Source organism: Halomonas fontilapidosi, from assembly GCF_014192285.1.
Taxonomy (GTDB): Bacteria; Pseudomonadota; Gammaproteobacteria; order Pseudomonadales; family Halomonadaceae; genus Halomonas; species Halomonas fontilapidosi.
Genome location: NZ_JACHXQ010000002.1, coordinates 103,953 through 116,914 on the forward strand (window position 1 = coordinate 103,953; position 12,962 = coordinate 116,914).

13 protein-coding genes and 1 pseudogene are annotated in these 12,962 nt (G+C 66.9%); 10 read left to right on the forward strand and 4 right to left on the reverse strand.

The window, feature by feature from the left end; all coding sequences use genetic code 11:
- Positions 1–157: 157 nt before the first annotated feature.
- Positions 158–1,258, forward strand: coding sequence for a pyridoxal phosphate-dependent aminotransferase (locus FHR95_RS04095; protein WP_183313471.1), 1,101 nt, complete (start codon positions 158–160; stop codon positions 1,256–1,258).
- Positions 1,259–1,341: 83 nt separating this feature from the next.
- Here FHR95_RS04095 and FHR95_RS04100 read toward each other — a convergent pair whose 3' ends face one another.
- The 3 genes and pseudogenes from FHR95_RS04100 to FHR95_RS04110 form a co-directional block, all read right to left on the reverse strand.
- Positions 1,342–2,085 carry a lipoate--protein ligase family protein gene (locus FHR95_RS04100; protein WP_183313472.1) on the reverse strand — a complete coding sequence of 248 codons (744 nt, stop codon included), beginning with the start codon at positions 2,083–2,085 and terminating at the stop codon, positions 1,342–1,344.
- 13 nt (positions 2,086–2,098) lie between these two features.
- Positions 2,099–2,863: pseudogene (locus tag FHR95_RS17090) on the reverse strand (2-oxo acid dehydrogenase subunit E2).
- Positions 2,864–2,874: 11 nt separating this feature from the next.
- Complete coding sequence (locus tag FHR95_RS04110; RefSeq protein ID WP_183313473.1) at positions 2,875–3,111, reverse strand: lipoyl domain-containing protein; 237 nt, start codon at positions 3,109–3,111, stop codon at positions 2,875–2,877.
- Between the two features lie 5 nt (positions 3,112–3,116).
- Here FHR95_RS04110 and FHR95_RS17330 point away from each other — a divergent pair, with 5 nt between their 5' ends.
- From FHR95_RS17330 to FHR95_RS04150, 8 genes are all read left to right on the forward strand, one after another.
- Positions 3,117–3,449, forward strand: coding sequence for a helix-turn-helix domain-containing protein (locus tag FHR95_RS17330; RefSeq protein WP_343065187.1), 333 nt, complete (start codon positions 3,117–3,119; stop codon positions 3,447–3,449).
- An 84-nt stretch (positions 3,450–3,533) separates the two neighbouring features.
- Positions 3,534–4,742, forward strand: coding sequence for an MFS transporter (locus FHR95_RS04120; protein WP_183313475.1), 1,209 nt, complete (start codon positions 3,534–3,536; stop codon positions 4,740–4,742).
- Between the two features lie 342 nt (positions 4,743–5,084).
- Positions 5,085–7,880 (forward strand): monovalent cation/H+ antiporter subunit A, encoded by a 2,796-nt coding sequence (locus FHR95_RS04125; protein ID WP_183313476.1) that lies wholly within the window; start codon positions 5,085–5,087, stop codon positions 7,878–7,880.
- Positions 7,880–8,218: a Na+/H+ antiporter subunit C gene (locus FHR95_RS04130; protein WP_040187250.1), complete on the forward strand. Its 339-nt coding sequence runs from the start codon at positions 7,880–7,882 to the stop codon at positions 8,216–8,218. The genes FHR95_RS04125 and FHR95_RS04130 overlap by 1 nt, the downstream gene beginning before the upstream one ends.
- Positions 8,215–9,738: a monovalent cation/H+ antiporter subunit D gene (locus FHR95_RS04135; protein WP_183313477.1), complete on the forward strand. Its 1,524-nt coding sequence runs from the start codon at positions 8,215–8,217 to the stop codon at positions 9,736–9,738. Before FHR95_RS04130 ends, FHR95_RS04135 begins: the two co-directional genes overlap by 4 nt.
- Entirely contained in the window at positions 9,735–10,241 is a 507-nt protein-coding gene (locus FHR95_RS04140) for a Na+/H+ antiporter subunit E (protein WP_040187252.1), read from the forward strand. Before FHR95_RS04135 ends, FHR95_RS04140 begins: the two co-directional genes overlap by 4 nt.
- The gene (locus FHR95_RS04145) at positions 10,238–10,507 is read left to right on the forward strand and encodes a K+/H+ antiporter subunit F (RefSeq protein ID WP_183313478.1); all 270 of its coding nucleotides are present in this window, start codon (positions 10,238–10,240) and stop codon (positions 10,505–10,507) included. Before FHR95_RS04140 ends, FHR95_RS04145 begins: the two co-directional genes overlap by 4 nt.
- Positions 10,504–10,848, forward strand: a complete 345-nt coding sequence (locus FHR95_RS04150; RefSeq protein WP_246378373.1) for a Na+/H+ antiporter subunit G — start codon at positions 10,504–10,506, stop codon at positions 10,846–10,848. Before FHR95_RS04145 ends, FHR95_RS04150 begins: the two co-directional genes overlap by 4 nt.
- 62 nt (positions 10,849–10,910) lie before the next feature.
- Here FHR95_RS04150 and FHR95_RS04155 read toward each other — a convergent pair whose 3' ends face one another.
- Positions 10,911–11,519 carry a TetR/AcrR family transcriptional regulator gene (locus FHR95_RS04155; RefSeq protein WP_040187259.1) on the reverse strand — a complete coding sequence of 203 codons (609 nt, stop codon included), beginning with the start codon at positions 11,517–11,519 and terminating at the stop codon, positions 10,911–10,913.
- A 231-nt stretch (positions 11,520–11,750) separates the two neighbouring features.
- Here FHR95_RS04155 and FHR95_RS04160 point away from each other — a divergent pair, with 231 nt between their 5' ends.
- A complete protein-coding gene (locus tag FHR95_RS04160) occupies positions 11,751–12,854 on the forward strand; it encodes a class I SAM-dependent methyltransferase (protein WP_183313479.1) in 1,104 nt (367 codons plus the stop codon).
- Positions 12,855–12,962 lie beyond the last annotated feature (108 nt).

Here is a 12,962-nt window from a genome sequence, read left to right on the forward strand (position 1 = left end):
TAACGCAAATAGGGCCGGCCAACGCTCATGAGCCAGCGCTTCGAGCCTGCCACTCTCCCGATGGCTGACGCGCAGCGGCAGAGCCTGTCTTGACCCCGCCCTGCGCCTGGCCGACCGTAGCACTATTCCTTAGACCACATCTGACTGGGAGTTCACGATGCCGACCTTTCCCAAGCATCTCCGCGGAGAAGGACCGACCAACCCCTTCCCCGGGATTCGCGTGCTGGAGCGCCGCCTGGGCCACGAGATCCCCCACCGCCTGGGATCGAACGAGGGGCTCGACATGCCCCACCGCGCCCTGCGTGCGCACTTCGGGGATGCCATGGTCGAGCATGCCTACTGCTATGGAGATTCCGAGGCGCTGGGCGTCCGCCAGCGGCTTGCCGAGCAGCAGGGCATCCCGCTCGAGGCGCTGCTGGTCGACGCCGGGGCCGATAGCCTGATTGCCCTCGCCCTGCGCACCGTGGCCGAGCCCAGCACCGCCGTGGTGGCCACCGCCGGCACCTACCCGACCTTTGGCTACTTCGCCCGGGGCCAGGGGTGCCGACTGGTCGAGGTACCCTACGAGCAGGCGGTCGGCCATCTCGCCCCGGACCTGGAGGCGCTGTCGATCGCCGCGCGGCGCGAGCAGGCCCGGCTGGTCTATCTCGCCAACCCCGACAATCCGAGCGGCCACCTGCATGACGACGCGGCCATTCGCCGGCTGCGCGACACGCTGCCGGACGACTGCTGGCTGCTGCTCGACGAGGCCTACCACGACTTTCGCGAGGATGCCGAGTCGCCCTTCGCCCGCGAGGTCCTGCCCGGCGTCATCCGGCTGCGCACCCTCTCCAAGGCCCACGGCATGGCGGGGCTGCGTATCGGCTATGCCATCGCCGAACCCTACACCCTGGCGATGATGATGAAGGTGCGCATTCATTATGCGGTCTCCACCCTGACCCAGGCGGCCGCCGAGGTGGTGCTGGACCATCCCGACGAGACCCGCGAGCACATTGCGGCCGTGTTGAAGCGCCGCGAACGCCTCGCCGAGCACTTTCGCGGACTCGGCGCCGAGGTGCTGCCCAGCGCCACCAATTTCATCGGCATCCGGCTGCCCAGTGCCGAGCTTGCCGAGCGGGTCAACCATGAGCTGCTCGCCGCCGGACGGCTGATTGCTCGCCCGGCCCACTCAGATCTCGGCCGCGTGTTACGCATCACCGCCGTCGAGGATGCCCTGGTGCCGGGTCAGCTGAAGATCCTGGAAGACGCCCTGCGGTAATTGCATCCCCTGCCGGGAAGGGCCGCCTCAACAGCGGCCCTTTTTGGCCTGATCCGGCGGGCAGAATGACCCATCAGCCACTATCAGCGTTCTGGGTCAGCTTCCAGGGGGACACGCCACGTCATCAGGCGTTCGACCAGGTTGGGAATGGCGGATGCCAGCGGCAGCTCGGGCAGGATCTCGCGCAGGGCGACATGGCTCCCCGCCCGGAAGCGCTGCGGATCGTCGATGGCCGCCTGGAAGGTGTTGACCACGGCGACCAGCGCCTCGGGGGTGTCGTCCACCTGCATGGCGCCATGGACCAGCAGGGCCATGTCGCGACAGCCCCGCACCCGGCGCCAGCGCTGGGCGGTGCCGACCAGCTTGCGCCCTCCGATGCGCACATTGAAGCGCCCATCGCAGTAGGCGCCGGGTGCCGGCCCGAGATCGGCGTCCCCCACGCCCAGATCACCGAGCCAATCGCACCAGGGATCGCCCAGTCGGCGATAGCCCCACTCGAGGTGAGCGGCCGAGCCGCCTACCCGACAGCGGAGGGCGAGCGCCAGGTTGACCACCGCCGGACTCTGGGGCACCGGGGTGCCGCCGGTGGCGCGGAACAGCACCGGCCAGTCCATCGCAGCCAGCCGTTTCCGCGCCTCGGGGAAGCCTGCCAGGCGCTCGTGACGTCGCGGCATCACCAGGGCACGGTCGGTGGGCGACCAGGCCAGCCAGCCCAGTGATGTCTCCCCCTGGCAGACCCTCTCGAGGAGGCCCTCCTCGGCAACGAGGCCCTCCTCCACCGTGGGGCGTTGCAGGGACATGCTGGAGATATCGAGCGGACCGGCCATGGCGCCCCCCGGGTCAGTCGTGCAGTTCGTGGTCGAAGGCATCGGGCGCGAGATGCTCGATGCGCTCGACCAGCGTATCGAGAAAGGCCGCCGCTGGCGCGCCATTGACCGCGCGATGATCGAAGGTCAGCGACAGGCCGATCACCTCGGCGGTTAGAACGCCGCCCGCCTCGTCGGGCACCACCCTCGCCTCGCTGCCGCCGATGCCAAGGATGGCCACCTGGGGCACGTTGAGGATCGGCGTGAAATGGTACGCCCGGGAGCGCCCCAGATTGGAGACGGTGAAGGTCGCCCCGGTCAGTTCTCGCACCGACAGCGTCCCGGCTTGGGCCTGCTCCACCAGGTCGCGTCACGCGCCGGGCAGTGTCCCCAACGCGATCGCCTGAGCGTCGAACAGCGCCGGCGCCAGCAGCAGGTCATCCGGCAACGGCACGGCGAGCCCCAAGTGTACCGCGGGGTGTTCGGTGATGCGGTTGTCCTCCAGGGTCGCGTTCAGCGCTGGGACGTCCTGCAAGGTCTGCACCACCAGGCGCAGCAGCACGTCCTGCACCGAGGGCGGCGCGAGACCGGCGGTCCGGCAGTGCGCGCGCAGCGCCTGAACCGCGCCGAGCTCGGCACTGGCATGATGGGTGAGCTGGGCGGTCGATTGCAGGCTCTCGCGCATCTTGGTGGCGATCATGCCGCGCATCCCGCGCAGCGGAATCTCGCGAAGCTCCTGCACCGCCCCCGGACCGGCCGCCCCCGAGGGGGCAGCGGCCGCTTGATGATCGGTGGACATGGCGGTCCTCCTCAGGCGTCCAGGCTGGCGATGGTGGTGCCCTTGGCGACCACCTCGTCTTCCTGCTTGGTGATGGCGAGGCGGCCCGCGGCCGGCGCCTCGATCTCGTACTGGGCCTTCTCGACCATCACCTCGGCCACCAGGTCACCCTGGCTGACCTGGTGACCGTCATCCACCAGCCAGGCGGTGATCACGCCCTCGTTATCGCCTTCCCGGAGGTCCTCGGGTACGGTAATTGCGGTACTCATCAGCGGTGTCTCCTGTTATTGGCTCAACATCTGGTGAAAGGCAGCGACGATCTTGTCGGCATTGGGCAGCGCCCACTGCTCCATCGTCGGCGCGAAGGGAATCGGGATATCGGGATATCCGGATAGGCAACCCGCGCCGGGGTGACGACCCGCTGCAGGAGGCGCTGCGCCGACATCGCTGGAACATCAGTGCCGTGGCGCGCGACCTGGGCCTGTCACGGCCGACCATCTACCGGCGCATGAAGCGGCTGGGCATCGTACCGCCTCACCATCAGGAGGCGCACGGATCCCCGAGCCACCCGACAATGACCTCCGGCGCCCCCGGCGTAGGAGGTTAGCCCGCTGCCCATGGCAACGGTGGCCAACGCACGGCAGATGGGCGATAGTGACCTGTCATTAGTCTGCAAACAGGTCCTTCCGCAATGGATGCGCTGCGTCGCCACACCCTGCTGATCATCGTCCTGGGCAGCCTGGTCATCTCGCTGGCCATGGGCCTGCGCCACGGCTTCGGGCTATTCCTCGAGCCGATGAGCGCGGAGCTTGGCTGGGGCCGCGGCGTCTTTGCCTTCGCCCTAGCGATCCAGAACCTGCTGTGGGGGCTCTCGCAGCCCTTTGCCGGCGCCCTGGCCGACCGCTTCGGCGCCGCCCGGGTGGTGGTGGTCGGGGGCGCCCTCTATGCCTTGGGCCTGCTGTTCATGGGGCTCTCGGAATCGGCACTGGGCATGACGCTCTCCGCCGGGCTGCTGATCGGCCTAGGCCTCTCCGGCACCACCTTCTCGGTGATACTGGGCGCCGTGGGCCGCGCCGTGCCACCCGAGAAGCGCAGCCTGGCCATGGGGATCGTCAGCGCCGCCGGTTCCTTCGGCCAGTTCGCCATGCTGCCCGGCACCCTGGGCCTGATGGGCTGGCTGGGCTGGTCGGCGGCGCTGCTAGCCATGGGCGCCATTGCCGCGCTGATGCTGCCCCTGGGAGCCATGCTGCGCGACCGCCCCTCGGCCAAGACCTCCAGCGACATCAGCCTCGCTGCCGCGCTCAACGAAGCCGCCAACCATCGGGGATTCTGGCTGCTCTGCCTGGGCTTCTTCGTGTGCGGCTTCCAAGTGGTCTTCATCGGTGTTCACCTGCCCGGTTACCTGTATGACAACGGTATCGCCGTGACGGTGGGCAGCACCGTGCTGGCGCTGGTGGGGCTGTTCAACATCGTCGGCACCTACACCGCCGGCTGGCTGGGCGGACACCTGTCCAAGCCGCGCCTACTCACCTGGCTCTATCTGATCCGCGGCGTGGTGATCACGCTGTTCCTGATCACGCCGCTGAGCCCGGCCAGCGCCTACCTGTTCGGCATCGCCATGGGGCTGCTGTGGCTCTCCACGGTGCCGCTGACCAACGGCATCGTTGCCTCGGTGTTCGGCGTGCAGCATCTCTCGATGCTGGGCGGGATCGTCTTCCTCTTCCACCAGCTCGGCTCCTTCATGGGCGTCTGGCTCGGCGGTTACCTTTACGACCTGCAGGGCGACTACGGCACGGTGTGGAACATCGCCATTCTGCTCTCGGTCGTGGCGGCCGCCCTGCACTGGTTCATCAACGAGCGACCAGTCAATCGCCCGGCTGCTCGGGGGGTCGAAGCGTGAGCCGCGCCTGGCGGGGCGTGCTTGTCTTGCTGGCTGCCGCCGCCCTGGGGCTGGCCTGGTGGGGCTGGCAGACCCTGGATGCCAGCCTGCTGCTGCTCGGCAGCCGGCTGTGCTGAGGCCCCGCACCGATTACGCCTCTGACGGTCCTCGCCATGGCGGATGAGGGCACCGGCTCGCTGAAAGGCTTCACCATCCTGTGTGCCGCAGGTAATCTCGAGATGCCCTCGGTCGATTTCCCGCGACGTCGCCCCCGGTTGACGTCGATCATGACACGCCTCACTGCCCTGGTGTGGAGTGAGGGAACACTCGCCGAACTCGATGCCGGACAGGGAGACGAGTCCCATGCCACTTGCGCTGATCATCCTGCTACCGCTGACGGGCGCCTGCCTGCCCGCCCTGATGCAAGGTCGATCGTCGCGCCTGCTGGCGTCGGTCTCGGCAATCCCCGCCCTGTTGAGCCTGCTGATGCTGCTGAGCTGGTTGCCCCACGTGGCGAGCGGCGGCGACACCATCGTGCAGCAGCTGACCTGGCTGCCGTCACTCGGCCTCAACGTGGCCTTCCGCCTCGATGGCCTGGGGCTGCTATTCGCCCTGCTGATCACGGGCATCGGCTGTCTGATCCTGCTCTATGCGCGCTACTACTTCGAGGGGGAGGATAGCGTCGCGCGCTTCTTCACCCTGACCCTGCTGTTCATGTCAGCGATGCTGGGCATCGTGCTCTCCGAAAACCTGCTGTTCATGCTGGTCTTCTGGGAGCTGACCAGCCTGGTCTCCTTCCTGCTGATCGGCTACAACACCGACCGACAAGCCGCCAGGCTGGGCGCCAGGATGTCACTGGTGATCACCGCTGGCGGCGGGCTGGCACTGCTCGGCGGCGTCGTGCTGCTGGGTCAGGCCGCCGGCAGCTATGAACTCTCCGCGGTGCTCGCCGCGGGCGACCGAATCCGCGCCCATGAGCACTACGGCCTGATGCTCAATCTGATCCTGCTGGGGGCCTTCACCAAATCGGCGCAGTTCCCCTTCCACCTCTGGCTGCCCCATGCCATGTCGGCGCCGACGCCGGTCTCCGCCTATCTGCACAGCGCCACCATGGTCAAGGCGGGTCTTTTCCTGGTCGCCCGCCTGCATCCAGCGCTGGGCGATACCTCGGCGTGGTTCCACCTGGTGACCCTGACCGGCATGGTGACGCTGATGCTGGGCGCCTTCGTCGCCATGTTCATGCACGACATGAAGGGGCTGCTGGCCTACTCCACGGTCTCGCACCTGGGGTTGATCATGCTGCTGCTGGGACTGGGCACCCCCATGGCGCTGGCGGCGGCGCTCTTTCACCTGCTCTGTCACGCCCTGTTCAAGGCGCCGCTGTTCATGATGGCAGGCTACGTGGAACACGCCACCGGTACGCGCGACATGCGCCGAATCAACGGGATGTGGCGCTTCATGCCGGCCATGATGGTGCTCTCCGGCATCTCGGCGGCGGCCATGGCGGGGCTGCCGCTGATGAGCGGCTACCTGAGCAAGAAGATGTTGTTCACCGAAAGCCTGCAGGTGTCGACACCCGACTGGGCCGTCGTGGTGATTCCCCTCTGGGTGACCCTGGCCGGGCTGTTCTCGGTGGCCTATTCGATCCGTATCTTTCACAACGTCTTCTTCAACGGCCGCCCCATCGACCTGCCCGTCTGGCCACCCCACGTCACGGGTTCGGCGGCGCTGTCGCCCATCGCACTGCTGGCCGTGGCCACGCTGCTGGTGGGGCTGGCCCCGCAACAGGCCTATACCACGCTGATCCAGCCAGCCTTCACCGCGGCCCGTCAGGCCCTTGTCGCCCCCTACGACGTCTCGACCCTGGGCGGCAACGTGCCCATGGCCATGAGTCTGATTGCCCTGGCCGGCGGCGCGCTCTTCTATCGGACCCGCGATCCGCTGTTCCGCTTCCATGCCCGCCTGCCGGAAGTGGATGCCAAGGAGATCTTCGACTGGGTCATGCGCCGCACCATCGCCCTCTCCCAGCGCCGCGTCTTCCAGCTCGAGAACGGCTCGCTGCAGCGCTACCTGACCTTCATCGTGATCACCGTGGTGCTGCTGGTCGGGCTGGAGCTGGTGGCCGTGACCCACTGGCATGGCGGCCTACCGCTGGGTCCCCTCGATCCGCTGACCGTGATGTCGGCGCTCCTGCTGTGTCTGGCGGCCATCGGCGTCGTGGTCTTTCATCACTATCGCCTGCCGGCCCTGCTGCTGCTCGGGGTGACCGGCCTGTTCGTCACCCTCGCCTTTGCCCGCTTCTCGGCACCGGACCTGGCCCTGACCCAGCTGATGGTGGAGGTGATGGCGGTGGTGATCATGATGCTGGCGCTCTCCTTCCTGCCGCAGACCTCCCCGCGGGAGTCCACACGCACCCGAATGGGACGCGACCTCGCCATCGCCGGCCTGATCGGCAGCGGCGTCACGGCCTTCAGCTTCGCCATTCTTACCCGCCCCCAGCAGACGATCTCCGACTTCTTCCTCGCCAACAGCGTTCCCGGCGGCGGCGGCACCAACGTGGTCAACGTCATCCTGGTGGACTTCCGCGGTTTCGATACCCTGGGTGAAATCACCGTGCTGGGCATCGCGGCCGTCGCGGTATTTGCCTTCACGCGCGACCTGCAACTCAAGGAACGGGTGGTGGATACCCAGCCGGGGCATTGGGTCGCCGAGCCCCATCCGATCATGCTCAGCACCGTGGCGCGGCTGGTGCTGCCGATCGCCCTGCTGGTCTCGGCCTATATCTTCCTGCGCGGCCACAACCTTCCCGGCGGCGGCTTCATCGCCGGGCTGATCACCGCGGTGGCGCTGACCCTGCAGTACATGGCGGGCGGGCTAGTCTGGGCACAGCAGCGCATGCTGACCGCCTTCCGGCCATTGATCGGCGCCGGCCTCCTGATCGCCGTGGCCACCGGGCTGGGCAGTTGGCTGTTCGGCTACCCCTTCCTCACCTCGGCCCACGGCCATGTCACCCTGCCACTGATCGGCGAGTTCGAACTGGCGACCGCGATGCTCTTCGACCTCGGCGTCTATGCCACCGTGGTCGGGTCGACGCTGCTGATACTCGCCAACCTCGGCAAGTTGATGACCGTGGCCGGCCCCGGCAAGGAGATCGGTTAATGGCACTGCTCTATGCAATCACGCTCGGCGTATTGACCACCTGCGGCGTCTACCTGCTGCTGCGGGCGCGCACCTTCACGGTGATCCTGGGGCTGACGCTGCTCTCCCATGCGGTCAACCTCTACCTGTTTGCCTCGGGACGCCTGGTCAGCAGTGCCCCGGCGATCATCGGCCTCAGCGAGCAGCCGGCCGACCCGCTGCCCCAGGCGCTGGTGCTCACTGCCATCGTCATCGGCTTCGCGATGACCGCCTTCGTCGTGGTGCTGGCTCTCAAGGCCGCGGTGGAGCTGCGCAACGACCACGTGGACGGTGAGAACCCCGACGAGGATCTCGCATGAACCACGCCCTGATCCTGCCAATCCTGCTGCCGCTGATCACCGGTGCCGGGCAGCTGCTGTTCTACCAGGCGCCTTTCGCCCTGCAGCGCCTGTTGGGGTTTGCGAGCACCTTCTGGCTGGTGCTGCTGGGCATCTGGTGCCTGCAGGTGGCCGGCAATGGCGAGCATCTTGTCTACCACGCCGGTGACTGGCCGGCCCCCTTCGGCATCGTGCTGATCCTCGACCGCCTCTCCGCCGTCATGCTGGCGCTGACCGCCGTGCTGGGGTTCTGCTGCCTGCTCTACGCCAGCAATGGCGGCGACCAGCGTGGCGCCCACTTCCACGCCCTCTTCCAGTTCCAGCTGGCCGGCTTGAACGGCGCCTTCCTGACCGGCGACCTGTTCAACCTGTTCGTATTCTTCGAAATCCTGCTGATCGCCTCCTACGCCCTGCTGCTGCACGGCGGCGGCCGCGCCCGCAGTCGCGCCGGACTGCACTACGTGATCATCAACCTGGTGGGCTCGGCGCTGTTCCTGATTGCCCTGGGCACCCTGTATGGCCTCACCGGCACACTCAACATGGCCGACCTGGCCCAGCGAGTGGCCCAGGCGCCGCCGGGCGATGTACCGCTGCTCGCCGCCGCCAGCCTGCTGCTGCTGGTGGTGTTCGGCGTCAAGGCCGCCATCCTGCCGCTGCTGTTCTGGCTGCCGCGCGCCTATTCGGCCGCCAGCGCACCGGTCGCCGCGCTCTTCGCCATCATGACCAAGGTCGGCATCTACGCCATCTTGCGGGTCTTCTTGCTGGTTTTCGCGCTGGGCGAGGCGCCGATCAACGAGACCGCATGGGGCTGGTTGTGGCCGCTTGCGCTGTTCACCCTGGCGCTGGGCGGCATCGGGGTGCTGGGCTCGAACAGCCTGCGCACGCTGACCGCCTACCTGGTGGTGCTCTCGGTCGGCACCCTGCTGGCCACCATCAGTTTCGCCACCCAGGAAAGCCTCGGCGCCGCGCTCTTCTACCTGATCCACAGCACCGGCATGACCGCCGTCTTCTTCCTGCTGGCCGACCTGCTGGGCCAACAGCGCGAGGAGGGCTACGACAACTTCACGGCAACCGGCCCCATCGGCCATCGCTGGCTGCTGGGCACAGTGTTCTTCTTCGCCGCTATCGCCATGGTCGGCCTCCCCCCCTTCAGCGGCTTCGTCAGCAAGGCCTGGATCCTCCAGGCGAGCGCCCAGGAGTCCCAGGGGTTCTGGCTGTGGGGCGTCCTGCTGGCCGCCGCACTGCTCACCCTGATTGCCGTCAGCCGCACCGGAAGCAGCTGGTTCTGGCGACCCGGTGACATGGCGAGGCCCTATCCGCTCGAGCGAGGTCCGCTGACGCTGGTGTCCAGCATGGTCGGCCTCAACGGGCTGCTGGCGGTATTCGGCGAGCCGGTGATGGGGTATCTCGAACTGACCGCACAGCAGCTGCTCGACCCGCACGCCTACATCGCCGCCGTGTTGCCAGAGGCCTTCGTGGCCCGCCAGGAGGTGGCACCATGACGATATCGCGCCGCTCCCGGCAGTACTGGCTGCCGCGTCCGCTGTTCTCGCTGTTCCTGGCGCTGCTCTGGCTGCTGATGGTCAATGACTTCAGCATGGCGCATGTGCTGCTGGGGCTGGCGCTCGGCGTGGCCATTCCCGTCGTGACCCATGCCTTCTGGCCAGAAGAGGCAAAGATCAAGCGACCTCTGCCCCTGCTGCGCTACCTGCTGGTGCTGCTGCTGGACATCCTGCGCTCCAATCTGGTGGTGGCCCTGCGCATACTGCGCCCCGCCCGTCACCTGCGGCCGGGCTTCTTCGTCTATCCGCTGACGCTCGACGACGACTTCGCCATCACCATCCTGGCCAGCACCATCTCGCTGACGCCCGGCACCGTTTCGCTGCACTACGACAGCGAGGCCAACACCCTGCTGGTGCACGCCCTGCACCTGGAGGACGAGGCGGAGGCCATCGCCTCCATTCGTGAGCGTTACGAGATCCCACTCGAGGAGATCTTCCGATGATCGCCACCATCGTCCCGATCGCCATGGCGCTCTTCGCCGTCGCCGCCCTGCTCAACCTCTACCGCCTGGCCATCGGCCCGGATATCGTCGACCGGATCCTGGCGCTGGACACCCTGATGATCAACAGCATCGCGCTGATCGTGCTCTCCAATATCTGGATGGGGTTCGGCATGCTGTTCGAACTGGCCCTGCTGATCGCGCTGATGGGCTTCGTCAGCACCGTGGCCATGAGCAAGTACCTGCTGCGGGGGGACGTTATCGAATGACCAGCATCGACATGCCCTGGACGCTGCAACTCGTCATCGTCGGCTTTCTGCTGTTCGGCGCCCTGGTCGCGCTGATCGGCTCTTGGGGGCTGGCCAAGCTGCCCGATATCTACACGCGCCTGCATGGCCCCACCAAGGCCAGCACCCTGGGGGTCGGCTGCACGCTGATCGGCTCGCTGCTCTACTTCAGCCACCAGCAGGGCGGCGTGTCGTTCCAGGAAGCGCTGGTGACGATCTTCCTGTTCGCCACCGCCCCGGTCAGCGCCCACATGATGGGCAAGGCCGCCCTGCGCCGACGCCTCAAGGGTGTGCCGGGGACGCGCAACATGCCGGATCGTTAACGGTGCCCCAGCTTGCCAGGGCTATCCATGGAACAGACGAGCCCTCAATGCCGCCCCCTGGCCTAGGGCTCGAATAACAGCTGGATATAATGGCGCAGCAACATGAGTTGGGTGGGCAGGATCTGCGAATCGCCGGTGGCGCGGCTAAGCACCAGCCCACCCTCGATGATCGTCGACACCATGTCGGCCAACGCCTGGGTATCGACCGGCGCGCGTGGCGGTTGCTGCACGACGATCTCGTCCAAGATGGCACTGAAGCGCAAACGCCAACGCAACACGATCCGCCGGTTGAGTTCACGCACATCGCGATCGAAGAGGCGCTCTTGGTAACAGTAGGTCGCCACCAGGCAGCCGGGATAATCGCCCGGCAGGTCGCTCATGGTTTCTGCCAACAGCTTCAGGCCCGCGAGAAAGCCATGGAGGGGGTCGCCGGCCAGTTCACGGCCGCGGGCGAAGACATCGTCCAACTGGGCATCCTCGCGCGCCATATAACGCTCAAGCAGCGCTCGCGCCAGCGCGTTCTTGTCGTGGAAGTGGTAAAAGAAGCCACTCTTGGTGATGCCCGCCTCGGCGATCAGCTCCTCGATGGACGTGGCACCGAAGCCCTTCGCCAGTACCGCCGACTCCGCAATCGCCAGGATGCGTTCGCGGGTCGCTTCGCCCCTGCCCATCTTCATCACCACCCCGGTTCACCGTACCGGACGTCCAGTTTGACGGCCCCGAGACCCGCCAGGGCCGCACCGTTGCCGCCTACACCTGACCCATATAGCTGATTCTAGTCGAGACTCCCCGCCGCGTGAGAACCCGACCACGGGTTCACTAGCCGCCACCCGGGGTAGCGCCCAAGCTGCTGGTAGGAAAGCCGGCCCCCCGGCTGCGCTCACCCACAGGAGGGAGACATCATGACGGCACCCCATGACGACACCTCAGTCCTTGACGCCTTCGATGAACGCCACGCCGAGGCCTTTGCCGACCGCCTCGTGGACCATCTCAATGGCGGCGCCTTGAGCTTGATGACCTCGCTCGGTCATCGTACCGGCCTCTTCGACACCCTGGCCGATATGCCACCGGCCACGAGTCCGGAGATTGCCCAGCGTGCCGGCCTCGCCGAGCGCTATGTCCGCGAATGGCTGGGCGCCATGACGGTTGGCAACATCGTCGAGCACGACCCGTCCGCCGGCACTTACCACCTGCCACCGGAACATGCGGCCTGCCTCAGCAGACGCTCACCCACGGACAACATCGCGGTGTTCGCCCAGTACATTCCGCTGCTCGGCAGCGTGGAAGACGACATCGTGCGCTGCTTTCACGACGGCGGCGGCGTGCCCTATGAACGCTTTGGCCGCTTCCACGAGATCATGGCCGAGGACAGCGGGCAGTCGGTGGTACTGGCGCTGGAATCGCAGATACTGCCGCTGGTACCGGGACTCATCGAGCGCCTCGAGAACGGTCTCCACATGCTCGACGCCGGCTGCGGCAGCGGCCAGGCCCTCAACACCCTGGCACACCGCTTTCCGCGAAGTCGCTTCATCGGCTATGACCTGTCCGAGGCGGCCATTGCCAAGGCTCGCCGGGAGGCAAACGAGCTCGGCAATACCAACGTAGTTTTCGAGGTACGCGACTTGACCGACTTCGACCGCACCGCCGAACCGGCGACCTTCGATCTCATCACCACCTTCGATGCCGTGCACGACCAAGCCAATCCCTCTGCATTGCTGCGCGGCATCCGGCGGGCCCTGGCCGATGACGGCGTCTATCTGGCCCAGGACATCAAGGGCTCGAGCCACCACCATCAGGACCGCGGCCACCCGATCGGACCGCTGCTCTACACGCTTTCCTGCATGCACTGCATGACGGTGTCGCTGGCCCGCGGTGGCGAAGGGCTCGGCGCCATGTGGGGCCGGGAAAAGGCACAGGCGTACTTCCGCTCGGCCGGCTTCAGCGACATCGCGGTTCACGAACTCGATCACGATTTTCAGAACTACTGGTATGTCTGTCGGCCCTGAACAGCCGGGCGGGGGCCAATGCCCCCGCCCGGCCACCGACCGCGAAGGCTTCTATGCTGAAGGCGGCCCTGCCTGCCCGACATGCCAACGTCACCGTGGCGTCATAGG